This is a genomic window from Petrocella sp., assembly GCF_059865615.1.
On sequence record NZ_JCBCDA010000084.1, the window covers coordinates 1 to 23,254 of the forward strand.

Sequence of the window (23,254 nt, forward strand, 5' to 3'; positions counted from 1 at the left end):
AAATAGAAAATATAATAATGGGTTCAATAAAGTTGCAAACCCAAGACTTGGGTGCTACAAAAGAAGTGGGATGAATGTAATGAATTTTATACTAAATCCAAAGTTACTTGAAACAAAAATAAAGGACGGAGCATGTTTGCTTAATCCTTTACAATACTATCTAAGAAGTGTTGGAATATAAGTTGTAGAGCCGTATACGAGACCCGTACGTACGGTTCAACAAGAGGGAAGTAATACTGGCTATTATTTCTCTACTCTATAAAAAAAGCTTGCAATTTTCAGGAAATACTATATGCTTATATAGAACCTTGTATTATTTAAGTAAAAGAAGTATCCTTTTCAAATAAAACATTTAAAACCATATATGACTTGATTTTGAATTTTTATTTTAAGATGTAATTTTACCACAATGATAATGAGGAAATAAAAATTCGGAGGTCATTAAAATGACAGGTACAGTAAAATGGTTTAATGCAGACAAAGGTTTTGGATTCATCACAACAGAAGCTGGAAATGATGTTTTTGCACATTATTCACAAATTCAAAAAGACGGATTCAAATCACTAGAAGAAGGACAAGCAGTTAACTTTGATGTAGCTGAAGGTGCTAAAGGTCCACAAGCAGAAAACATTACAGTAGCTTAATCTACTTAGATGAATACGAGATCTGGAGCTTTGCTCCAGGTCTTTTCTTTTCTCTAGGTAAGCCTATGCTATATTAATGCGTTGAAGCGTCATGTTAACTATCAAGGAAATCTTTCCTGCCGGAACAATTTGATTTTCAAAGCGAAGCGTAGCCTTTTTGTTCTTCTTAATATTTGGTTAAGGCGTCAAAACTATATAGTTGAACTTTCACCTACCATATGTAGTTATGAATGTATCAACGTAATCTACATATGGTAGGCGAATTTAGTGAAACTTAGTTTTGACCCTTTAACCATATTTGAATGAATAAGTTATATGGTATGACGAAGTCGATCTTCTAATTCTTCTTCAGAGCTAAATATAGAAAGGGCACTTATGGATTTTTCTCTCGTTATTACTCAGGTCATTATTTTATTTTTTATTATGCTTCTAGGCTATGTTCTTAGAAGCAAGCATATCATTACTGATGAAGGTATTAAAAACTTCTCATCCCTAATTTTTTATGTGACCATGCCTGCTATGATTATAGCTTCTCTTGGCAATACAGCATCAACCAAACTTTCAGATCTTTATGATATTGCTTTGGCTACATTTCTTACCTATATCATTCTTATTGGAATAGCGCCGATTTTAACCAAATTAGTAAAGGTGCCAATAGGTAGTAAGGGACTTTATAGATTCATGGTTATTTTTGGTAATGTTGGTTTCATAGGCTTCCCTATGATCATAGCGCTTCTGGGAGAAGATGCCTTATTTATGGCGGCTATTTTTAATATCCCATTTAACTTACTTCTCTATACACTTGGCGTTTATCTTATCCTTTCTGATAAAAATAAAAATCATAAAATAGAATGGTCAATAAAGCAGTTCATGAATCCTGGCATTATTGCAACACTCATTGGCATCACTTCTTTTTTAACAGGATGGAAACTACCTAGTACTATCTTGAATATATCAGATGTACTAGGGGGCATTACAACGCCTTTAGCAATGATTGTGGTAGGTGCATCTTTATTTGGTGTTCAGTTAAAAACAATATTTAAAAACTATAGGATCTTTTCACTGAGTTTAATAAGGATGATACTTTTCCCTTTAGGCATAGGGTTTGTTTTGTCATCTATTGGTTTGACCGGTTATGGTTTATGGGTCCCAATCATCCTATCAGGAATGCCTATAGGTACCAACACCGTCATCATGGCAAGACAATATGAAGGAAATACGCTAGAGGCTTCAGAGGCTGTATTCTTGTCTACACTTATGATGGTTCTAACGATTCCTATACTTATTATGATTGTCGGTTTATACATATAAAATTATTTTGACGACCAATTAACATTTATGAATGGAACAGGAGGAACCAATGGAAAACGTAATGATAATATTTGATTTAGACGGTACACTTGTAGATTCAATTGAAGGTCTAGCATATTCAATGAATTTGGTATTGAAAGCAAACCAGTTAAAAACTCATAGTACAGAAACTTATTTTGGTTTTTTAGGTGAAGGTATTGAAAGACTTGTCTTTAAAGCATTACCGGAAACCCATAGAGATGCTGTTTTGCTTAGAAGTTACTATAAGCAGATGTTGGCATCCTATAATGAACATTTTGATAAAGATTTAGCGCCTTATCATGGTATTTACGACATGCTAGATGCATTTGTTGACATGGATGTAAAAATGGTAATACATACCAATAAAAATGAACGTATGGCCAAGATTATTGCAGAACGTCATTTAGGACGGTATGACTTTCTTAGACTTATTGGTGATGACGGAATAAGGAAAAGGAAACCGGATTGCCAAGAAGTTACGGCGCTTCTTAATGACTATGGGATTCATAAAAATCGCTGTTTCTTTGTCGGTGATACGGAAATTGATGTTCAAACAGCGCAAGCAGCCGGTGTTCCCATGATTGCTGTTTCTTGGGGATTTAGAAAACCGGAGGTATTGAAGGTCTTAAATCCGACGTATTTGGTGAACAAACCAGAGGAGATTGTGGATATTGTAAGAAAAGTGACAAGCTAGCTTGAGAAAAATGCTTTCTTATGGCATAATGATAATGAGTTGTTGAGGGACAACTTTATTTTTCAGTTATAAGTTATAAAATAAGGGTGTATTTAGTGCGTTTAATTAATTTTTATTTACCATTAAGTACAGACGAATAAGAACTTAAAGGCTAGGGCTTAATAGTCAAATAAACTTTGAATGTATTTTGGAGGTAAGAATTATGAGAGTATCGAATCTGGTAAATATTGGACCAAAATTAGAGAGCTTGTTACATGAAGTTGGTATTCACGAAGCAGAAAAGTTAAGAGAGATTGGAAGTGTTGAAGCAACCTATCTTCTTTATCAGAAAGATCAGGACTGTATCAACAAACTATTTGCACTTGAAGGTGCAATACGAGGCGTCCGATGGCATAACATTCAACATGAAGAAAAGATGAAGCTGAAACAAACTTTTGATGAAAGGTGTTTGGATGTGAACGGATGATGGCGGATTGCTACTATAGTGCGTCCATATAAAAGTGAAAATGTTGCGAATGACTGTATTTGAGTTGATAATGGAGGTGGTTTTATTTGAGAGAAATCGTCTATATTTTTGGTCACAAAAACCCGGATACTGATTCGACTTGTTCTGCTATAGCTTATGCGAATCTAAAGAATCAGATAGATTCAAGTCATGAATATGTTCCGGTTTTACTGGGTGAACCAAATAAGGAAACCCAGTTTGTTTTAAAACAGGTTGACCATGAGGTGCCCAGAGTTGTACATCATTTAAAGCCACATGTAACAGATCTTGAGATTAATCAAGTTGGTTTTGTAAAAGAGGCGACTTCCATTAAATCAACCTTAGAAACTATCGTTACACAGGTGGGGCGGTCGATTCCTGTTGTAGGTGTTCACGAACATTTAATTGGTGTTGTTTCTATTTCAGATATATTACCCTTATATATGTCTATGGAAGGACGGAATTTCTTAAAAGATTCATGTACACCTTATAGCAATCTTATCTCGGAATTATCATTAGAGGTATTTTATGGTAAAAAGCCGACAGGTAATGTTATGGGAAGAATTATTTTATTTGATGATATTCAAGATGAGGAAGAATTTTGTAAGAAGGATATTCTTTTTTGTGATGCTAAGACATATATCAGCGGTAAGACAGAAGGCATAGAGGTAGGCGTACTAGTTCTTGCTAATATTGTGGATAAAGAGGGCTTTCAAATTGATGTGAAAGAAACCAGATCGATATTGATAACGGATAAGTCTTTGTGCGCCTTATTAAAGGTCATTAATCAAACAGCACCTATAAAAAGTGTAGTTAAAAAAGATAACCTAGAGTATTTTTCAACTTATGAGACCATTGAAGATGTTAAAAGAAATATGTTGACTTCAAAATTCAGACGATTTCCTGTTGTCGATGAAAATGGTTTTATCAAAGGGATGATTTCAAAAGGTGATTTGTTTGAAACCAGACAGAAAAAAGCTATTTTGGTGGATCATAATGAAAAGGGACAATCTATTGATGGTATAGAAGACATTCATCTAATGGAAGTCATAGATCATCATCGGGTGGCAGATATCCAGACTATGGGGCCTTTGTATTTCAGAGTGGAGCCCGTTGGATGTACATCTACGATTGTAGCTAAGATATACGAAGAAAAACAAGTGAAGATAGATAAAAAGATGGCAAAAATAATGCTGAGTGCCATTTTATCAGATACATTGCTTTTTAAATCGCCCACATCTACAGAAGTGGATGAAGGGATGGCCAATAAACTTGCAAAAATCGCAGGTGTTGATATTCAAATGTACGGTATGCAACTTATTCATGCAGGTGCAGATCTTGAAGGATTGACGGCTATGGAAATCTTAACCACAGACCTAAAACATTTCACCTTTGGAGATAATAGAGTCATCATAGCTCAAACCAATACCAGTGACTTTGACGGATTTTTCAAAGTATATGATGAAGTTTTACAAGCGATGCGCAATATGAGCGATGATCAGAAAGTGGATTTGGTTGTGCTATTGGTAACGGACGTTGTTATGGGTGGTACTGAGCTTATAGCCGTGGGACCAGCCAAGTGGATTGTAGAACAAGCCTTCAAAGTACAGTCAACTGAAAACAGCATCTTCTTGCCTAATGTATTTTCGAGGAAAAAACAAGTGGTGCCAAACCTAATGAAAGCGGCCAAACTATAGAACGACTTATTATTCAAGTTAAATACTTGAATAATAAGTCGTTTTCTTGTTCTATTGGAGCGTGTCCAGCAAAGCCGGTGTAAGTCCGACTTACGAAACCGCCAAGGGGCGTGATAGATATATGACCACGTACGGTTTGATGAGGAGGTTCTGGCAGAGGCATTGCCAAAGCCAGAACTTTACTCTACAAGTCTATGCTATATTAATGTGCTGAAGCGTCGCATCTTTGTTCCATTAGTCGCTAATTAATAAGTTAAGAACAAATCAATATCTTTTTTGATTAACTCTAGTGAAGCTCTAAAAAAATCAGGGTTGTGGGCATCGACACCAACAATGGATAGAACGTCTTTGATATTGCTTGAACCGGTTGCTTTAAGAAGTTCATCATACTTAGGTATAAAGCCTTCCTGATTTTCAAGGTACATGGCGTAGAGCCCCTTCGCAAATAATAAGCCAAAAGCATAGGGGAAGTTATAAAAGTTATAATCAGCAGAATAATAATGAGGTTTACAAACCCACATATAAGGGTGTAAAGAATCATGGTTTAATCCATCCCCATAAGCTTCTTTTTGTGCATTTAGCATCAAGGTATTCAACTCTTTAACAGAGAGAGAAGCAAAGTTGCGTTGTTTGAAAAGTTCGGTTTCGAAAAGATAGCGGCTATAGATGTCAACGATAACTTGACAAGCGCTCATTATTGCGTTCTCAATAATGACAATGGCTTCATCTTGCGTAGCATGATTCAAAGCGGCATTGTTAACAATGGTTTCACAAAAGATGGAGGCAGTTTCTGCTAGAGGCATAGGGTAGTCACTGTTGGTTTGGACCTCATCTTTAAGACATTCACCATGGTAACCATGGCCAAGTTCATGGGCCAAAGTGCTAACATCGTTAAAGTTGTTGTTGAAATTGGCCATGATACGGCTTTCGGAAACACAGTGGATATTGCTACAGAAAGCGCCGGAAGCTTTACCTTCCTTTGGGAAAGGGTCAACCCAATCCATTTTAAAGGCTTTTTTGGCATAGTCGCCGAGAACATGACTATAACTTGAAAAATTTGAAATAATGAAATCTTGTGCTTCTTCATATGTATATGTCATATGTACATTACCTATTGGGGCAAATAAATCATAAAAGGGTAGACCATGGTCATGGCCGAGCATTGTTGCTTTTTTCTTAAGATATGCCCTAAAATGGGGTAGGTATTCAGAAATAGCGGTCATCATGGCATCAAGTGTTTCTTGATCCATTCGGGCATTTTTTAGAGTCATTTCAAGAGGTGAAGTGTAACCGCGTTTTTGTGCCACAGTTATAACTTCACCTTTGATTGCATTTAATGCAGCAGCAGAAATGGTGTCTATTCGCTTGTAAGATTCAAGTTCTGCCTCGTATGCGCGACGACGCTTCTCGCCGTCTGGATCATAAGCGAGGCTTCTGACAATAGATATAGGCAAGACATCACCGTTCACAGAGGCTGTTAAAGAGGCAAGGGTTGCTTCTTGAAGCTTACTCCATGCATTGGAACCTGTATTGCGCATGTGGGCAAGAAGGGACTCCTCAGCATCACTTAGCATATACTTTGCATCATCTCGTGCATTTAGAATTGCAAACGAATAAGGTTTTAACTGAGGTGTGCTATTTATAATTGTCTCTAAGTCAGATATTGTACCTAACCATTTTTTGAAACCAACAGTAACAAGTGTAAGTATGGGGTCATATCCTTCCACGGTTTCGATAAGTTTTAAGGCCTTTGAATTTTTTGTATCTACAGAGTAGGTGAGCTGGCCAAAGTTGCCTAATGCCTCGAGAATAGCTTCTAAAGTATCCATAAGTCGATAATATCCGAGTATTTTTTCCTCTACGGATTTTGGAGCCTCTAAATCCACATTTATGTAATTCTGAGCTTCTTCCATGAGTTGATGAACGGTATTTTGATCCGTGGTAAGCTTTGGATCTTCAAAAGATGTGTATAAGACATCTAAATTCCACTGTTTCATAGGCCTCTCCTTATATTATATATTTTTGAAACGTTAACCATAGATGGGTAACGACTAAATTGTAACATATCAGAATTATTTATGAAATAGAGGGTTTAAAAAAAAGAAGGAATGGTCTATAATTAATCTAGCGGTCATGAGAGCAAAATGGCTAATTCAAATAAGGAGGTTTCGTATGCCTTGGTGTCCAAAATGTAAAACAGAATATGAAGACCATATAGTACAATGTGTAGACTGTCACATAGATTTGGTCCCGGATTTAGAAAACCATACCTATATGAGAGACTTGATTGCGGTCAAGCCCAATGATTCAGAAGAATTGTTAAGGTATCTCACTTACTCGGGTATAGAAAAAGTAGAAACGGTTCAATTAGAGGATAACTTGGTCATAAAGGTTGGAGAAAAAGAATATGAATCTGCTATGACATACGTTAAAGTCTATATACGTGAACATATGGAAGAAACTAAGGAAGATGATTTCTATTTCGATGAGTACGAAGCAGAGATAGTTGATGTAAAAGGCAAGGTAAGCGAAATGAAATCAACGGTATATACTTTTGGTATTGTAGGAATATTGGCAATCATACTCGGCTTATTAAATTATATGGAGATCATAAAGATCAGTGGGTTTAACAAAATCATGATTTCTTCTGTATTGGTTATTATGGGCAGTATTTTTACTTATATTGCTCTTCATACCAGAAAAGGCATAGAAGTTGCAAAAGCTGAGGGAGAAACAAAAGAACAGTTGCATCATCAAGTAGTAGAAAACTACTTCAATAAAAAATCGGAAGAAGGTTTGTTTGGATTAAGTGGCATTAAGGAAGATGATTTCGATGACCCTGCAATGTATTTTGCAATCATTGATAAAATCAAGGTGCAGGTCAAAGATCAAAATCCTGATGCGCCACCGGCTTTGATTAATGGTGCATGTGAAACTATTTATGAACAAATCAATAAAAATAGAGAAATCATATAAAAAAAGATGGCTACCTTTGACTTAAATGTCAGGTGCCATCTTTTTATTATGTTTGGTCAAGGATTTTAATCTTTTTTAGAATGTTTTTGCTTTGAGGCAATCATTGCTCGTTCATCTAACAAATCTTTTAGAAGCTCGTTAAATGGCCAATTAATGGAAAGCGGTGTAACAACGGCAAATAGAGGACGTGGTAGGCCTAATGTTTTGAAATTGCGAACAAAGTCATTTAATTCTTGAGGTGAGACAGCATTAAGGACAATGGCTTGAGTATCAACCCACTCAATACCGAAAGTTGGTTTATCAGTATGATTGATAAGCCTTTCCAAAGCATTGCCCATTGTTGTGGGTGTTACAAGCACAAGTTCAAATATGTCATAATTAGAGGCATAGTTCTTAATCTTATCCAATGCAGTTTCATCATACCCATAGACCAGGAGACAAGTCTTTCCTTCCGGTCTGTTATTGTTGCTACAATCTATTTTTTCAAAAGCCATAATGTATCCTTTCGTGTTGAGTCTGTTAATAGTTAAGTAAAATTACATTATACCGAAAAAAAGGCTTCATGACTATAGGGATTACATTTTATTTCAGAATAATAGCCTCATATAATAAAAAAAACAGATATTAATGAAAATTTAAAGGAAAATCACCTTTTATGAAGTATATTATAAAATAGATAGAATTTTAATAGATTCAAGCATGGTTAAAGGTCAAAACTAAGTTTTGATACCTTAACCAACTATTTTATGAATCAAAGTCATAAACAGGAGGTACAAAATGAACCTTAGAGAGCAACAGGAAAATTTTGAAGAGCAGTTCTTAAGTGAATATGCCGTGCTTTCGAAAAAATCAACCGGCAGAGAGACGGAAGAGTTACCTTGTGATATAAGAACGGATTTTCAGAGAGATCGAGACCGGATTATTCATTCAAAGGCATTTAGAAGGTTGAAGCATAAGACACAAGTGTTTATTTCACCGGAAGGTGATCATTATAGAACCAGATTAACCCATACTTTGGAAGTTGCTCAGATTGGTAGAACCATTGCAAGAGCATTAAGGTTAAATGAAGATTTGACTGAAGCCATAGCCCTTGGTCATGATTTAGGACACACACCATTTGGCCATGCTGGAGAGCGTGCCCTTGACAATATATGTGAACTTGGCTTTAAACACTATGAACAAAGCATCAGGGTTGTTGAGATGCTGGAGAATAAAGGCAAGGGGCTAAACCTGACATGGGAAGTTAGAGACGGTATATTGAATCATCCAACAAAAGGCGAACCAAGTACACTAGAAGGTAAGATTATAAGATTATCAGATAAGATCGCATATATTAATCATGACATTGATGATGCCATTCGTGCAAAGATTCTAATGGCGGATGACATACCAAAAGCCTATTTAAATGTACTCGGTCAAACGGCAAGACAAAGAATTAATAATATGATTCACGATATAGTGGATAACAGTATTGACAAAAACGATGTTGTTATGAGCCTTACAATGATGGAAGCCATGCAAGAATTACGTGTTTTCATGTTTGAAAATGTGTATATCGGTTCTAAAGCCAAGGAACATGAGAACAAAGCCATTAATATGTTGACGCAACTTTTCTTATATTTTAAAGAAAGGGAGCATCTTCTCCCTTATGAATATTTGGAACGTATTGATAACAAACAAGACACGCTTGATCGTGTGGTATGTGATTATATTGCCGGAATGACAGATCGTTATGCTATCAACACCTTTACAGAGTTATTTATACCATCATCATGGAAAGATTGAATGATTCTTAATGTTGAGACTTTACTCAAAAATTAAAAAGACCAAAGAAAAATAAAGGAAATTTGATAGAGTTGTCGAAAACTACTTAGGTACGACAAAATAGATACGTACACTGGCAGAAAAAGAGGTCAAAAGGATGTTTTATCCAGAAGAGTTGATTGAAGAAATAAGAACTCAAAACAATATCATTGATATAGTAGCAGAGTATGTCCATTTAACAAAAAAAGGTAGTTCTCATTTTGGTTTATGTCCCTTCCATAATGAAAAGTCTCCGAGTTTTTCTGTTAGTGAAGACAAGCAGATGTACTATTGCTTTGGATGCGGTGCCGGTGGCAACGTATATACTTTTATTATGGAATATGAGAATTACAACTTTGTTGAAGCAATAAAAGCATTAGCGGACAGGGCACATATTCAATTACCGGAAATGGAGTATTCAGAAGCCCAGAAAAAAGAATTGAGCTTTAAGCAAAGACTGTTAGATGCCAATAAAGAAGCAGCTAGATATTATTATTATCAAATGATGAACGACCCTAAGAAAAAAGCTATTCAATACCTTGAAAAAAGAGGTATAGATGAAATGAACAGAAAAAAATTCGGATTAGGTTATGCTAATTTTTTTAGAGATGACACTTATAAATATTTGAAAAGTAAAGGTTATACAGATCAAGAACTTTTTGAAGCAGGATTAACGGCAAAAGAAAAGACGAAAAAGGAGACTTATTATGATCGTTTTTTTGATCGTCTTATGTTTCCCATCTTTGATGTTCATAACAGAGTAATAGGTTTTGGTGGCCGTGTATTAGGTGATAGTAATCCAAAATACTTAAATACAGGAGAAACCAAGCTTTTTGATAAAAGTCGCAATCTATATGGCATGAATATTGCCAGAATGACACGAAATAAAAAGTTGATAATCGTAGAAGGATATATGGATGTTATTGCTCTGCATCAGGCAGGATTCACTACAGCCGTTGCATCCTTAGGCACAGCGTTTACAACCGGACATGCCAGTTTGATTAGACGTTATGCAGAAGAAGTGGTGATTGCATATGATTCGGATGACGCAGGTATAAACGCCACTCTAAGAGCGATTCCCATACTTAAGAAGGCAGGCATAAGTGTTAGAGTGTTAAGTGTCGAAGGTGCCAAAGATCCAGATGAGTATATCGAGTTATTTGGTGCTCAAGGCTTTTTAGATTTGATAGAACGAGCAGAACCCAGCTTCATGTTTGAAATTAGGCAACTTGAAAAATCTCATAACCTAAAAGACCCGGAAGGTCGAACTAATTTTGATTATGCTTTGGCCAAAAAAATCTTAACCCTGGAGAATGAAATCGAACGAGAGAACTACTTGGATGCTGTGATAGATAAATATAATATTAAAAGAAGTGCAATGGAAAGTCTTCTCGGAAAGATTGGAAAAAACATTGGTATAACCAGTCAGCCTAAAGATCAAAACGATGGGACAACAAGTAGGGATTCAAAGGATGTTATCATGAGGGCTCAAAAAAACATGTTAACATTGATCACAAGTCATCAAAAAGTCTATAATGCCATTAAAGAATTAATTACACCGGAGGCATTTTCAGACAACACATATCGAAAAATGGCACAAATGGTTATGGAAGCCTATGAAATGGATGAACCTATTGAGCCGGCAAGTTTGATTCAACAGTTTGATACCATAGAAGAACAGAATATGATTGCAAATGTATTCAACAACAACATGCCCATTGAACACGCTGGACAGTTTGAAAAAATGATTCGAGAGAACATTCAAATCATCAAGCGGCAACATATAGAGCAACTATCCAAACAAGTGAATGACCCGAAGCAGTTACAAGAGATGATCAATATGAAAAGACAGCTAGATAGCTTAAATATATCACTTGATTGAACCAACCATAATCTATAAGATTAAGGAAAGGATTGAAAAAATGGCTAAAAATAAACCTGAAGTTGAAACATCTGAAGAGGATATAGCATTGTTTCAAGAGAAACTTGCAGAATTATTGAATATGGCAAGAGGAAAAAAAGATGTTCTTGAATATGCGGAGATAGAAAGACATTTCAAGTCTCTTGAGTTAACACCGGACCAAATTGAGCTTATTTATGAGTTTCTTGACAAAAATGATATCGATGTTTTAGGTATGGTATCCGATGAGGATGAAGTTATCGAAGAAGAAGAAGAAGAAATCGAACTGGACTTATCCTTGCCGGATGGTATTAATATCGATGATCCTGTACGCATGTATTTAAAAGAGATTGGGAAAGTAAGTCTTTTAACGGCTCAAGAAGAAATCGATCTTGCCAAAAGAATGGAAGATGGAGATATTCAAGCAAAACAACGTTTAGCAGAGGCCAACTTGAGGTTGGTGGTTAGTATTGCAAAACGTTATGTAGGGCGGGGGATGCTGTTTTTAGATCTTATTCAGGAAGGCAACTTAGGTCTGATTAAAGCAGTTGAAAAATTCGATTATAGAAAAGGCTATAAATTCAGTACCTATGCGACTTGGTGGATACGACAGGCCATTACAAGAGCCATAGCCGACCAAGCTAGAACCATACGTATACCGGTCCATATGGTTGAGACCATAAATAAGTTGATTCGTGTCTCTCGACAACTTCTTCAAGAGTTAGGAAGAGATCCGTTACCGGAAGAAATTGGCGAAGAACTGAACATGCCGGTTGAAAAAGTTCGAGAAATTCTTAAGATATCACAAGAACCAGTTTCTTTAGAGACACCAATAGGTGAGGAAGAAGACAGTCACTTAGGTGACTTTATTCAGGATGATAACGTACCTGTTCCAGCAGAAGCAGCAGCTTTTACCTTACTAAAAGAGCAACTGGTTGAAGTGCTTGATACTCTAACAGACCGAGAACAAAAGGTCTTAAGGTTAAGATTTGGATTGGATGATGGGCGTGCAAGAACACTTGAGGAAGTTGGCAAAGAGTTTAATGTGACAAGGGAACGTATCAGACAAATTGAAGCCAAAGCTTTAAGGAAGTTGCGACACCCAAGCCGCAGTCGTAAACTAAAAGATTACTTGGAATAAAATGTATGGTCTAAGGTCTTGGTTTTGGGGTTATCTCCAAGACCAAGACCTTTCATTTTTAAAAAGTATAGTTAAAGGGTCAGGACTAAGTATCAAATAGTAAAATAAAGGGGGATGACGATGTTATCAAATCGTTTACAGGCTATAGCAAAAATGGTACCTCATAATTCTATAGTTGCCGATATAGGAACAGACCATGGCTACTTACCTATAGCACTAGTCAAAACCAATCAAGTAACTAAAGCTTATGCGATGGACATCAATGAAGGACCGTTGATGAAGGCGCGTGAAAATATAATATCTTATGGATTGGACAATCAAGTCATTGCAATCAGATCGCCGGGTCTTGAGCATTTGCCAATGGATGTGAATGCTGTCGTTATAGCAGGGATGGGTGGCATTTTGATTGGCAATATATTAATGACATCTAAGCAAAAACTCGGTTATGTAAAAGACCTAATTCTATCACCTCATTTGGATGTACCCCATGTCAGAAGAACGGTTCATGTTTTGGGGTATAGGATTATTGAAGAAAAAATGATCATAGATCAAGAAAAATACTATACAATTCTTAAGTGTAAACAAGGCCAAGAGGTCTATACGGATTTAGAATATGAGTATGGGAAAAAGTTGATGGAAGAGGGTACGGATACTTTTTTGGCTTATTTAGAGGCAGAAAAAAGTAAGCTAGAAAAAGTCATAAAACGTCTTAATACAATAGATGCAAAAAGTACAATTGGAAGAAGCGCCGTTCTAAAAGACAGATATAAGACGATTGCAAAACTAAGGAGGCATCATGAAACTAAATGAAATTATTAAGATAATAGAAAATGTCATCCCTAAGGAGGCTATTGAGCCTGGAGATCCAAGCGGTCTTCAAATCGGTAAATATCAAAAGGATATAAGACATATTAGGGTTGCCTTAGAAGCATCCATAGATGTGATAAAAGGTGCTATAAAAGATAATGTCGATATGCTTTTTGTACATCATCCTTTAATATATTCACCAATTCAGAGTATCTGTGATGACACGGTTTTCGGTTATAAAATACAGGAATTGATTCGTCATGATATAGCGCTATATGTGGCACATTCCAATATGGACCGAGCTACTAATGGATTAAATCGCTATTTTGGGAACAAAATAGATTTAGAGCATATTACTGAAATGTCAATAGATAGCCAGGGTTATACCTTATCTGGCTGCTTGAAGAAACCAATGAATCTAAAAGAATATGCTACATTTTTGGGAAATCACTTATCAGCACCCAATCTAAAGTATGTTGGGGAAGATTCTAAAATTATTAATAAGGTAGCGTTTGTAACAGGAAGTGGTATGTCTCTTCTGAGAAAAGAGATGTTTGAAGAAGTGGATGTGTTTTTAACAGGTGATTTAAAGTATCATGATGCTATGTGGGTTTATGAATCTGGATACAGCGTTATTGATGTCACCCACTACGGAAGTGAAGCTATGGTTACAGAACTCATGTATGAACTGTTAGTAGAACATATGGACAAAAGTGTTAGCTTAAGCAAGGACAATTATTTAAACAACCCAATAAAAAACTGCGAGGTATAGGAATGAAAGATATGATTAAGATCAACGTGATGAATGAGGAAGTTGAAGTAAAGGCGGGAACCACTTTATTAGAACTGGCATCTGTATATCAATCTCAGTTTCAAACACCCATCGTATTAGCTGTTGTTGATAGTAAGCTTAGTGAGTTGAATCAAAAAATCAAAGAGCCGTGCAAGGTTGTGTTTCTAGATATCTTAAACAAAGATGGATTTAGAACATATCAACGTAGTTTGTCTTTTGTTATGATCAAGGCGGCACATGATGTTATTGGTCATGAAGAACATATCAAAGTTATTGTTCAGTATTCAATTAACTATGGCTTCTATTGCGATATCGAGCCAAAAAGACTTTTGAAATCAGATACGTTGACTAAAATCAAGGAAAGAATGATTGAGCTTATTAATCTCGGTTTGCCCTTTGTTAAGGAAACGGTCAAAACGGATTATGCCATCAAAATTTTTGGAAATCAGTTTATGGAAGATAAAGTGAAACTGTTTAAGTATCGCCGAGTGTCCAATGTTAATTTATACCGTTTTGATGATTTTTATGACTATTTTTATGGCTATATGGTACCAGACACAAGTTATCTAAAAGTATTTGATTTATATCCCTATGAAGGTGGCATGATTTTACAATTCATTGACTTTAAAGATCCGAGCAAGGCAGCTCATTTTGAACCAGACCAAATGCTATTTGAGACCCTGAAAAATGCAACAGATTGGGGGCACTTGATGGAGGTTGACACAGTAGGCGATCTTAATGATGTCATTTCCCAAGGCAATATGAATGAACTTATTATGGTACAAGAGGCACTAATGGAAAAAAAGATTGGTAGAATTGCAGATCGTATTATGAAAGATATTAAGCACAAGAAGTTTGTTTTTATTGCCGGTCCATCATCATCCGGAAAAACAACTTTTGCTCATCGCTTATCGATACAACTTAGGTCTTTAGGGTTAAAACCAAAGCCTATATCTTTAGATAACTATTTTGTTAATCGAGACGATACACCTTTAGATGAAAATGGAAACTATAATTTTGAATGTCTTGAAGCTTTGGATGTGGCTCAGTTTAACCATGACATGCACCAACTCTTAAATGGTGATATTGTATCTATGCCGGTTTTTGATTTTATTTCCGGATTAAGGCAGTATAGAGGTGACACCCTTAAGTTGGAAGACAATACAATATTGGTTATTGAGGGTATACATGGTTTGAATCCAAAGTTATCTTCAGCGATACCTGAAGAAAACAAATATAAAATCTATATAAGTGCCTTAACCCAATTAAACATTGACAATCACAATCGGGTTCCGACAACAGATGCGAGGTTACTTAGACGCATGGTTAGAGACAATCAATATAGAGGCGCCTCCGCAACAAAAACACTTGGGATGTGGCCATCTGTAAGAAATGGTGAAGAACAGTATATTTTTCCCTTCCAAGAGGAGGCGGACGCCATGTTTAACTCATCTCTTATCTATGAATTATCGGTTCTGAAACAATATGCAGAACCTTTATTATTCAATGTTCATAGAGGAAGCTCGGAATACTTAGAGGCCAAAAGATTGATTAAATTCTTGGATTATTTTCTAGGGATATCTAGTGAGAGTATACCGAATAACTCTATCATCAGAGAGTTTATCGGTGGCTCTAATTTCAGGTAACCATAATGAAAATACTCTATGAAGATGAACATATAATCGTTGTTATAAAAGAAAAAGGCATGCCAAGTCAACCGGATTTAACAGGAGATACAAATATATATGAAGAAGTATTTCGACATGTGTGTTCTAAAAAGAAGAATATAAAACTAGGACTGATTCAAAGACTGGATCGGCCCGTCGGCGGGATAATGATGCTGACAAAATCATCTGAGGCCAACAAAGCCTTTGTACAGAAATCATGTCTATCAAAAAAGTACTTGGCTGTTGTTGAAGGGGAAGCGAAAAAAGAGGTAAGGTTAGTAGATTATCTTCAAAAAGTTAGAGGTAATAGGACAATTGTTACTTCAAAGCAGGTCCCACAGGCTAAGGAAGCCGCATTAACATACAAGTGCTTGAAAAAAAGAGTGGTTGATGGAAAAACCTTAAGTTTATTGGAAATTGAATTGGAAACAGGAAGGCATCATCAGATTAGAGCTCAAATGGCACATCATAAATTACCCATAGTCGGTGATACGAAGTACAATCCGATTAAAAAATGTGTCTGGGTTGATATTGGACTACAGGCCTATAAACTTCAAATCCAACATCCAATGACGGGCAGAATATTGTTATTTAAGCATATTAGCAAGGATTATCCATTTGACATTTTCTTTGAAGGTGAAGATGATTATGAAACTTTAAAATAAGTTATCTTAACCGCCTGAATATGTCGTATCATTTGATTTTGATGGCTTATGATGGTATAATGAGTAAAAGAAAGATACTTCCTGGGGTGTTCGGAGAAACCTGTATTTTGAACCTACATTGTAACATTGGGAATCCTATATTTTATGTTGGACGTCAAGCCTTCTTGAATGGAAGACGGAAAGCATAGTGCGGATACCCACCTAGCCGAAGCTAGGGATCAAAATCCGGGGAACGGCATTTCGGGTAATCATTTAAAAAAATAAACTGTTGCTTCCTAAAGACTAGGAAGTAACAGTTATTTTTTAGTTCAAATATAGGGTTTAGCACCTTTATAAATGTGGTTAATGAAGGGTAAGTGCGCTTAAGTCGGATTCGAAATTAGGGTAGGATATGGCAATACAAGAGCTATTTTCAATGGTTGTATTGCCCGTTGCACCAAGTGCTGCAATGGCCAAGGACATAGCTACCCTGTGATCATCATAACTTTTCACTTTTGCGCCCTGTATCCGGTTACCACCAACGATAACCATTCCATCTTTTGTCGCTTCAATATGGATGTTCATCTTTTTCAGTTCACAGACCATGGTATCAATCCGATTGGTTTCTTTAACTTTCAACTCACTGGCATCTTTAATGGTTGTCCTACCTTCAGCATAGGCTGCAGCCACAGCAATAACAGGTATTTCATCGATTAGCGTCGGAATAATATCACCTTCAACTACCGTTCCTATGAGCTTGCTAGACTTGATGTGAAGGTCTGCAATAGGTTCACCGTTGACAGTACGTTCATTTATTACTTCAATAGAACCGTTCATATTTTTAAGTACATGAATAATACCGTCTCGAGTAGGGTTGACACCAACATCCTTTAGAAGAAGGTCACTATTTGGACAAATAAGACCGGCGACCATAAAAAAAGCTGCAGAAGAAATATCAGAGGGTACAACCACATGATTAGCGAATAATTCTTTAATTGGATAGCTGGTTATCAAGGAGCCTTTAATCTCTATGTTGGCACCAAAATGATTGAGCATAATTTCGGAATGGTTTCTAGAGAGTGTGGGTTCTTTCACGTTTGAAGTTGAACCGGTATAAAGATTAGCCAGAAGTATGGAAGACTTTACTTGAGCACTTGCAACTGGAGAAACATAGTTTATAGGCTTCAGTAAGCTTGGTTTTATTAATAGAGGTGCAAGACCGTTACCGGATAAACTACGAATGTTTGCATTCATAGAAGTTAGTGGACGTATGATACGGTCCATAGGTCGTTTTCTAATTGAGGCATCACCAGTTATTTCAACTTCGAAAGTCTGTCCGGATAATATACCGGATATTAGACGCATTGTAGTACCACTATTGCCAACATCTAAAATAGAATACGGTTTTGTTAATCCATAAAGACCCTTACCTTGGATGGTCACTTTATCCTGAACTTGTTCTATGTGTATGCCCATTTGTCTGAAACAAGTAATGGTTGACATACAGTCTTCGCCGGTTAAAAAACCTTCGACCGTGGTTGTTCCTTTTGCAAGGGCTCCAAACATAATGGAACGATGGGATATTGATTTGTCCCCCGGTACTTTTAATGTACCTTTTAGTTGTTTTATAGGTTGAATATGCATAAAAACCTCCTCATAAGCTTTATGTGTAGATGGTATAACCAAGATTGCGTAGCAATGTAATGCTCAAGTCCATGTGGCTTTGATCTTCAAAAAGTATATTGAGTACACCGTTATCTATTTCTCTGTTGTTGATGATGCCGATGTTTTTAATGTTGATTTTTGCTTCACTGAGAAGTGTGGCGATTTTTGCTATAATACCGGGCTCATCCTCTACGTCAACACTAAAGCTATATTGCCTTGGGAAAATACCGGATGAGGTATCGTTAAAAGTATTTCTATATGCTTGCGCTTCACTAAATAGTTCGAAAAGATGATGTGCATCTTCTTCTTTAATATAATGCTCTATTGTTATTAGCATGGTTTTATAATAATCAAGTACATCTAAAATGGGTTCTTTATTGCTTAAACATATTTGCTGCCACATTACTGGAGAGGCTGAGGCAATTCGAGTAATATCTTTAAAACCACCTGCCGCAAGTGTATGCATATAACCGTGATCAGTATCTAGGTGCTTTACGGCATTAACAATAAGTGCAGCAAGTACATGCGGTACGTGACTAATTGAAGCCGTTGTTTTGTCATGTATAGAAGCATCCATAATAAGAGGTATACTGTCAATACCAATCACCATATTCTTTAAGACATCAATATCTTCTTGCGTAGACGTTTTGGAGGGGGTTAGTATGTAGAAAATATTTTCGAATAATTGAGATGAGGAAGCTTCATAACCACTTTTCTCAGAACCTGTCATAGGATGTCCGCCCACAAATTTTACATTTGTATTCAAGGTGTCAAGGGCATTATGGATGTCACATTTGGTTGAACCTACATCTGTTATAATGCACTGATCATGCACGATACCAACCAATTTATTAAACATCTCAATATTAATCTTCACAGGACAACATAAGAAGATTAAATCACATAATTCAAAGCCATCCTCTAGAGAGGTTGCAACATAATCTAGAACCCCCTCATTGATAGCTTGATATAGGGGGGCTTGATGAAGGTCATAAGCAATTAATTTTTCGGCTAGGCCGTACTTCCTAATGCTTTTTGCTAAGGATCCACCAATGAGTCCGAATCCAATAAAACCAATCTGCTTAATCATTTCTTTATCCTTTCTTATATGAAAGTTCAACATATTGTTTTGACACATTAACCTTTTCTTAAGGTTAATTACAAAACAAAGTTTCACTAAGTTCACAAGAATATATAGATTTCGTAGAAGCATTCGCAACTATATATTCTTATGAAAGTTCAACATATTGTTTTGACACATTAACCTTTTAAAATGCGTTCTACAACATTGAAGAATGCTTCCATCTGTTCTAGTGTGCCAAGGGTGACACGTTGGAAACCGGGCATACCTAAGTTGTGTCCGGGACGAACGATAAACCCTTTACTTTGAAGTGCTTCAAACATTTCAGGGCTAGGTCGACCAAAATCAATCATGACAAAATTTCCGAAGGTTTTTATATATGAAAGTTTCAGTTGGTGACATCTATCATATGTATAAGCTTTTGAAGCCTCGTTTACTTCATATGTACGCTGAACAAAAGCCTCGTCATCTAGCGCCGCTTGAGCGGCCGCTTGAGCGGCTGTGGTGACGTTGAACGGACCTCTTACACGATTAATTTTTTCGATGATATCCGCATCTGCGATACCATAACCAATTCTCATAGATGCTAGTCCATACATTTTAGAAAATGTCCTAAGCACCATTAGGTTTGGATATTCATGAAGAAGAGGAATCGTTTGAGGAAAATCAGAGTTCCTGATGTACTCAACATAGGCTTCATCCATAACAACGAGAATATCTTTTGGAACACTTTTTAAGAAATTCAGTTGCGCAGTAGCGTTAACCATGGTTCCTGTTGGGTTGTTTGGATTGGCGATGAAGATGATGCGTGTTTGATTTGTTATATGTGCAAGAATGCCATCTAAGTGGAATGTATGAGACTTTAAAGGTACTTCGATGATTTTTCCGCCCATTTGAAGGGTGCCAGCTTTGTACTGGGGAAAGGTGATATCTCCTGTGATGACTTCATCATTTTTAGAAACATAGGTTTTTGTAATCATGTTAATAATTTCATCTGAACCTGCACCAAAGATCAATTGATTTGGGCTTAGATTGTATTTCTTAGCAAGTTTTGCCCTAAGAGCGGTACAGTTGCCATCTGGATAATAACTGGGTTCATTTAGAGATTCAATAATACTTTGTTTAGCCAGCACGGAACATCCAAGAGGGTTTTCGTTAGATGCTAGTTTGACGATATGGGTCAGCCCGTATGCCTGCTTAACTTCATCTATAGATTTGCCTGGAATATATGGCCTCAAGCCTTCTACTTCTTTGCGGTATTTGATCATAATTATAAAGCTCCTCTCAAAATAATGACTATATTATAACATATAATTAGGGTCGAATATATTTTAATGTGAAGATTAAAAGAATATTTTAACAAGAAAAAAACCTTTAAAATAGACATGTTTATGCCTTTTAAAGGGTGAAGTCATATTAACATATGGGAAGGTTGTGTCAACGGTTTAAAGCTTTAACTTGTAAAGCCGATATATGGAAAATTATGACTATTGAATGAAGGTGATAATGTGAGTGACAAAAAAGAAGAATGTAGCATATTATAAGATGGATAGAGTTAAGGTTTTGGTTAACTTGCATAAAAAAACTTTAATAAAATAAAATTCTTTGAAGGAAATAGATGAATAATGTAGAATACTAGAGGTATCAGCAATTTCTCGTAATATAGGACATATACTGTGACGTTCTGTATAAGTGGTCATATCTAGTCAGATAATATGAGTGATAGCGCTAAGGTTTCAAAATACTAACTTAAGATTGGGGGACATACGATGAAGATTTATAAGTCCGAACAGATTCGAAACATTGTATTATTAGGCCATGGAGGAAGCGGTAAGACTACACTGGTGGAAGCTATGGCCCATGTGGATGGCATTGTTAAACGACAAGGAAAAGTGGAAGAAGGCAGTACGATTAGCGATTTTGATAAAGAAGAGATCAAAAGAGGCTTTTCGATTAGTACTTCTTGTATACCTATTGAATGGAAGGAGTGCAAACTTAATTTATTGGATGCACCTGGATATTTCGATTTTGTCGGTGAAGCAAAGCAAGCCACACGTGTAGCCGATAGTGCCATTGTTGTAGTCTCAGGCAGATCAGGTGTTGAAGTGGGGACGGAAAAGGCTTTTGAATACACAGAAGAAATGGAAATACCCAAAATTGTATTTGTGACAGATATGGACGATGATAATGCAGATTTAAGCAAGGTGCTGAACCAATTAAAAGATATTTTTGGCAAATCGATTGCACCGTTTCAAGTTCCGATTAAAGAAGATGAACATTTTGTTGGATTTGTTAACATTATAAAAATGGAAGGCAGAAAATTTGTAAAAGATCATGTAGAGCCTTGTGATATACCAGAAGACTTAATGGATGAAGTCAATGAGGTTAGAGAAATGATCTTAGAGGCTGTTGCAGAAAGTGACGAAGCTTTAATGGAAAAATATTTTGAAGGTGAAGCATTTACACTTGAGGAAATTCAAAATGCTTTACATAATGGTGTAATAGATGGGTCAATCATACCTGTATTGTGTGGTTCAGGAATAAATAACACAGGTGTCACAGTCTTGATGGATTCTTTAGTAAAATATATGCCCTCTCCTAGAGAAGAACACACAAGTGTTTATGGTGAGAATCCGGATACCGGTGAAGAAGTGGAAGTCTTTTGTGATATTAATCATGAGGCAACAGCTCTTGTGTTCAAGACGATTATTGACCCTTATGTAGGAAAGTTATCTCTATTTAGAGTTTATTCAGGCATCATAAAGAAAGACATGCAATTGTTGAATCTCAATAAGGAACAGAAGGAAAAAGCAAACCACATCTATGTATTAAGAGGTAGAGAACAGTTTGAAGTAGATGAGATTCATGCGGGTGATATTGGGGCCTTTGCTAAGATGACAGACGTGAGTACAGGGGATACTTTGTGTGATCCTGCTAAGCCAGTCAAACTACCTGGCATCACATTCCCAGAATCATTAGCATATAGAGCGGTTCTTCCAATCAAAAAAGGTGAAGAAGAGAAGATGACATCCGGAATCCATAAATTAATGGAAGAAGACCCAACCATCAACATCTTTCTGGATACGGAGAACCATCAGGAACTATTGTATGGTGTCGGTGGGCAACATTTGGAGATTATAAAGAGTAAGTTATTGGATAAGTTCAAGGTTGAGATTGAGTTGGTCAAACCTAGAATTCCATATCGGGAAACAATAAAAGCAAAGGGTCAAGTAAGAGGAAGACATAAGAAACAATCAGGAGGTCATGGCCAATATGGTGATGTGGTCATGGAGTTTGAACCTTCAGGTGACCGTGAAAAGCCATTTGTTTTTGAGGAAAAGATTGTCGGAGGTTCTGTACCTAAGAACTATTTCCCAGCAGTAGAAAAAGGCTTGATTGAATCTGTAGATCGTGGTGCATTAGCAGGATATAAGGTTGTAGGTGTGAAGGCAACACTTGTAGATGGCTCGTATCACCCTGTTGATTCATCAGAGATGGCTTTTAAGATGGCAACGATTGCAGCGTTCAAAGAAGCAATGAAAGTCTGCAAACCAATCATATTAGAGCCGATTGCCAGTGTTCGAGTTGTTGTGCCGGATGATTATATGGGAGACATTATTGGTGACCTGAATAAGAGAAGGGGGCGTGTCATGGGCATGAATCCTGTAAAAGGTAAACAGGAAGTTATGGCTGAAGTCCCAATGGGTGAAATGTATGGTTACTCAACGGATTTAAGATCTATGACGCAAGGTAGAGGTATGTTTACTTTGAACTTTGAACGATACGATGAGGCACCGGCAGAGATACAAATGAAAGTTATCGAAGACCGAGCTCAAGATAAGTAAAATCATTATAATTCTATATATAGAAATAATTCAACAGGCTGTACCCGGCGAAGGTATGGTCTGTTTTTTTGTGCATTTTTC

At 36.5% G+C, this 23,254-nt stretch carries 19 protein-coding genes, 1 other RNA gene and 1 pseudogene; 16 read left to right on the top strand and 5 right to left on the bottom strand.

What is annotated here, in order from left to right:
• The 6 genes and pseudogenes from AC6F8J_RS09335 to AC6F8J_RS09360 form a co-directional block, all read left to right on the top strand.
• Window positions 1-181, top strand: a pseudogene (locus tag AC6F8J_RS09335) (group II intron reverse transcriptase/maturase); the annotation flags it as partial.
• A 265-nt stretch (window positions 182-446) separates the two neighbouring features.
• The gene (locus tag AC6F8J_RS09340) at window positions 447-644 is read left to right on the top strand and encodes a cold-shock protein (protein ID WP_125138068.1); all 198 of its coding nucleotides are present in this window, start codon (window positions 447-449) and stop codon (window positions 642-644) included.
• Between the two features lie 375 nt (window positions 645-1,019).
• Complete coding sequence (locus AC6F8J_RS09345) at window positions 1,020-1,955, top strand: AEC family transporter (protein ID WP_500722809.1); 936 nt, start codon at window positions 1,020-1,022, stop codon at window positions 1,953-1,955.
• A gap of 49 nt (window positions 1,956-2,004) precedes the next feature.
• Window positions 2,005-2,670, top strand: coding sequence for an HAD-IA family hydrolase (locus AC6F8J_RS09350; protein WP_500722811.1), 666 nt, complete (start codon window positions 2,005-2,007; stop codon window positions 2,668-2,670).
• Window positions 2,671-2,872: 202 nt separating this feature from the next.
• Window positions 2,873-3,136 carry a TfoX/Sxy family DNA transformation protein gene (locus tag AC6F8J_RS09355; protein WP_500722813.1) on the top strand — a complete coding sequence of 88 codons (264 nt, stop codon included), beginning with the start codon at window positions 2,873-2,875 and terminating at the stop codon, window positions 3,134-3,136.
• A gap of 86 nt (window positions 3,137-3,222) precedes the next feature.
• The gene (locus tag AC6F8J_RS09360) at window positions 3,223-4,851 is read left to right on the top strand and encodes a putative manganese-dependent inorganic diphosphatase (RefSeq protein WP_500722815.1); all 1,629 of its coding nucleotides are present in this window, start codon (window positions 3,223-3,225) and stop codon (window positions 4,849-4,851) included.
• A gap of 245 nt (window positions 4,852-5,096) precedes the next feature.
• On the opposite strand, the gene AC6F8J_RS09365 is transcribed toward AC6F8J_RS09360, so the two are convergent.
• Window positions 5,097-6,848: a M3 family oligoendopeptidase gene (locus AC6F8J_RS09365; protein WP_500722817.1), complete on the bottom strand. Its 1,752-nt coding sequence runs from the start codon at window positions 6,846-6,848 to the stop codon at window positions 5,097-5,099.
• A gap of 175 nt (window positions 6,849-7,023) precedes the next feature.
• Here AC6F8J_RS09365 and AC6F8J_RS09370 point away from each other — a divergent pair, with 175 nt between their 5' ends.
• Window positions 7,024-7,827 carry a hypothetical protein gene (locus AC6F8J_RS09370; RefSeq protein WP_500722819.1) on the top strand — a complete coding sequence of 268 codons (804 nt, stop codon included), beginning with the start codon at window positions 7,024-7,026 and terminating at the stop codon, window positions 7,825-7,827.
• A 65-nt stretch (window positions 7,828-7,892) separates the two neighbouring features.
• On the opposite strand, the gene AC6F8J_RS09375 is transcribed toward AC6F8J_RS09370, so the two are convergent.
• Entirely contained in the window at window positions 7,893-8,321 is a 429-nt protein-coding gene (locus tag AC6F8J_RS09375) for a DUF3783 domain-containing protein (protein WP_500722821.1), read from the bottom strand.
• Window positions 8,322-8,604: 283 nt separating this feature from the next.
• Here AC6F8J_RS09375 and AC6F8J_RS09380 point away from each other — a divergent pair, with 283 nt between their 5' ends.
• The 8 genes from AC6F8J_RS09380 (at window position 8,605) to ssrS (ending at window position 16,854) form a co-directional block, all read left to right on the top strand.
• On the top strand, window positions 8,605-9,612 hold the full coding sequence (locus AC6F8J_RS09380) for a deoxyguanosinetriphosphate triphosphohydrolase (protein ID WP_500722823.1): 1,008 nt from the start codon (window positions 8,605-8,607) through the stop codon (window positions 9,610-9,612).
• 136 nt (window positions 9,613-9,748) lie between these two features.
• Window positions 9,749-11,512 (top strand): DNA primase, encoded by a 1,764-nt coding sequence (gene dnaG / locus AC6F8J_RS09385; protein ID WP_500722825.1) that lies wholly within the window; start codon window positions 9,749-9,751, stop codon window positions 11,510-11,512.
• A 40-nt stretch (window positions 11,513-11,552) separates the two neighbouring features.
• On the top strand, window positions 11,553-12,671 hold the full coding sequence (rpoD, locus tag AC6F8J_RS09390) for an RNA polymerase sigma factor RpoD (RefSeq protein ID WP_500722827.1): 1,119 nt from the start codon (window positions 11,553-11,555) through the stop codon (window positions 12,669-12,671).
• A 120-nt stretch (window positions 12,672-12,791) separates the two neighbouring features.
• The gene (locus AC6F8J_RS09395) at window positions 12,792-13,481 is read left to right on the top strand and encodes a tRNA (adenine(22)-N(1))-methyltransferase TrmK (protein WP_500722829.1); all 690 of its coding nucleotides are present in this window, start codon (window positions 12,792-12,794) and stop codon (window positions 13,479-13,481) included.
• The gene (locus AC6F8J_RS09400) at window positions 13,468-14,250 is read left to right on the top strand and encodes a Nif3-like dinuclear metal center hexameric protein (protein WP_500722831.1); all 783 of its coding nucleotides are present in this window, start codon (window positions 13,468-13,470) and stop codon (window positions 14,248-14,250) included. The genes AC6F8J_RS09395 and AC6F8J_RS09400 overlap by 14 nt, the downstream gene beginning before the upstream one ends.
• 2 nt (window positions 14,251-14,252) lie before the next feature.
• Window positions 14,253-15,917 carry a uridine kinase family protein gene (locus AC6F8J_RS09405; RefSeq protein ID WP_500722833.1) on the top strand — a complete coding sequence of 555 codons (1,665 nt, stop codon included), beginning with the start codon at window positions 14,253-14,255 and terminating at the stop codon, window positions 15,915-15,917.
• 5 nt (window positions 15,918-15,922) lie between these two features.
• On the top strand, window positions 15,923-16,603 hold the full coding sequence (locus tag AC6F8J_RS09410; RefSeq protein ID WP_500722835.1) for a pseudouridine synthase: 681 nt from the start codon (window positions 15,923-15,925) through the stop codon (window positions 16,601-16,603).
• 75 nt (window positions 16,604-16,678) lie between these two features.
• Window positions 16,679-16,854: non-coding RNA, 6S RNA (gene ssrS / locus AC6F8J_RS09415), on the top strand.
• Between the two features lie 91 nt (window positions 16,855-16,945).
• On the opposite strand, the gene aroA is transcribed toward ssrS, so the two are convergent.
• From aroA to hisC, 3 genes are all read right to left on the bottom strand, one after another.
• Entirely contained in the window at window positions 16,946-18,226 is a 1,281-nt protein-coding gene (gene aroA, locus AC6F8J_RS09420) for a 3-phosphoshikimate 1-carboxyvinyltransferase (RefSeq protein WP_500722837.1), read from the bottom strand.
• 19 nt (window positions 18,227-18,245) lie between these two features.
• The gene (locus AC6F8J_RS09425) at window positions 18,246-19,337 is read right to left on the bottom strand and encodes a prephenate dehydrogenase/arogenate dehydrogenase family protein (RefSeq protein WP_500722839.1); all 1,092 of its coding nucleotides are present in this window, start codon (window positions 19,335-19,337) and stop codon (window positions 18,246-18,248) included.
• A 170-nt stretch (window positions 19,338-19,507) separates the two neighbouring features.
• On the bottom strand, window positions 19,508-20,596 hold the full coding sequence (hisC, locus tag AC6F8J_RS09430) for a histidinol-phosphate transaminase (protein WP_500722840.1): 1,089 nt from the start codon (window positions 20,594-20,596) through the stop codon (window positions 19,508-19,510).
• A gap of 501 nt (window positions 20,597-21,097) precedes the next feature.
• Between hisC and fusA the strand changes: the two genes are divergently transcribed.
• Window positions 21,098-23,173: an elongation factor G gene (gene fusA / locus AC6F8J_RS09435; protein ID WP_500722842.1), complete on the top strand. Its 2,076-nt coding sequence runs from the start codon at window positions 21,098-21,100 to the stop codon at window positions 23,171-23,173.
• Window positions 23,174-23,254: the final 81 nt, after the last annotated feature.

Coding starts and splice junctions, on each gene's coding strand:
- AC6F8J_RS09340 (WP_125138068.1), top strand. CDS start 447: ATGACAGGTACAGTAAAATGGTTTAATGCAGACAAAGGTTTTGGATTC.
- AC6F8J_RS09345 (WP_500722809.1), top strand. CDS start 1,020: ATGGATTTTTCTCTCGTTATTACTCAGGTCATTATTTTATTTTTTATT.
- AC6F8J_RS09350 (WP_500722811.1), top strand. CDS start 2,005: ATGGAAAACGTAATGATAATATTTGATTTAGACGGTACACTTGTAGAT.
- AC6F8J_RS09355 (WP_500722813.1), top strand. CDS start 2,873: ATGAGAGTATCGAATCTGGTAAATATTGGACCAAAATTAGAGAGCTTG.
- AC6F8J_RS09365 (WP_500722817.1), bottom strand. CDS start 6,848: ATGAAACAGTGGAATTTAGATGTCTTATACACATCTTTTGAAGATCCA.
- AC6F8J_RS09370 (WP_500722819.1), top strand. CDS start 7,024: ATGCCTTGGTGTCCAAAATGTAAAACAGAATATGAAGACCATATAGTA.
- AC6F8J_RS09375 (WP_500722821.1), bottom strand. CDS start 8,321: ATGGCTTTTGAAAAAATAGATTGTAGCAACAATAACAGACCGGAAGGA.
- AC6F8J_RS09380 (WP_500722823.1), top strand. CDS start 8,605: ATGAACCTTAGAGAGCAACAGGAAAATTTTGAAGAGCAGTTCTTAAGT.
- dnaG (WP_500722825.1), top strand. CDS start 9,749: ATGTTTTATCCAGAAGAGTTGATTGAAGAAATAAGAACTCAAAACAAT.
- rpoD (WP_500722827.1), top strand. CDS start 11,553: ATGGCTAAAAATAAACCTGAAGTTGAAACATCTGAAGAGGATATAGCA.
- AC6F8J_RS09395 (WP_500722829.1), top strand. CDS start 12,792: ATGTTATCAAATCGTTTACAGGCTATAGCAAAAATGGTACCTCATAAT.
- AC6F8J_RS09400 (WP_500722831.1), top strand. CDS start 13,468: ATGAAACTAAATGAAATTATTAAGATAATAGAAAATGTCATCCCTAAG.
- AC6F8J_RS09405 (WP_500722833.1), top strand. CDS start 14,253: ATGAAAGATATGATTAAGATCAACGTGATGAATGAGGAAGTTGAAGTA.
- AC6F8J_RS09410 (WP_500722835.1), top strand. CDS start 15,923: ATGAAAATACTCTATGAAGATGAACATATAATCGTTGTTATAAAAGAA.
- aroA (WP_500722837.1), bottom strand. CDS start 18,226: ATGCATATTCAACCTATAAAACAACTAAAAGGTACATTAAAAGTACCG.
- AC6F8J_RS09425 (WP_500722839.1), bottom strand. CDS start 19,337: ATGATTAAGCAGATTGGTTTTATTGGATTCGGACTCATTGGTGGATCC.
- hisC (WP_500722840.1), bottom strand. CDS start 20,596: ATGATCAAATACCGCAAAGAAGTAGAAGGCTTGAGGCCATATATTCCA.
- fusA (WP_500722842.1), top strand. CDS start 21,098: ATGAAGATTTATAAGTCCGAACAGATTCGAAACATTGTATTATTAGGC.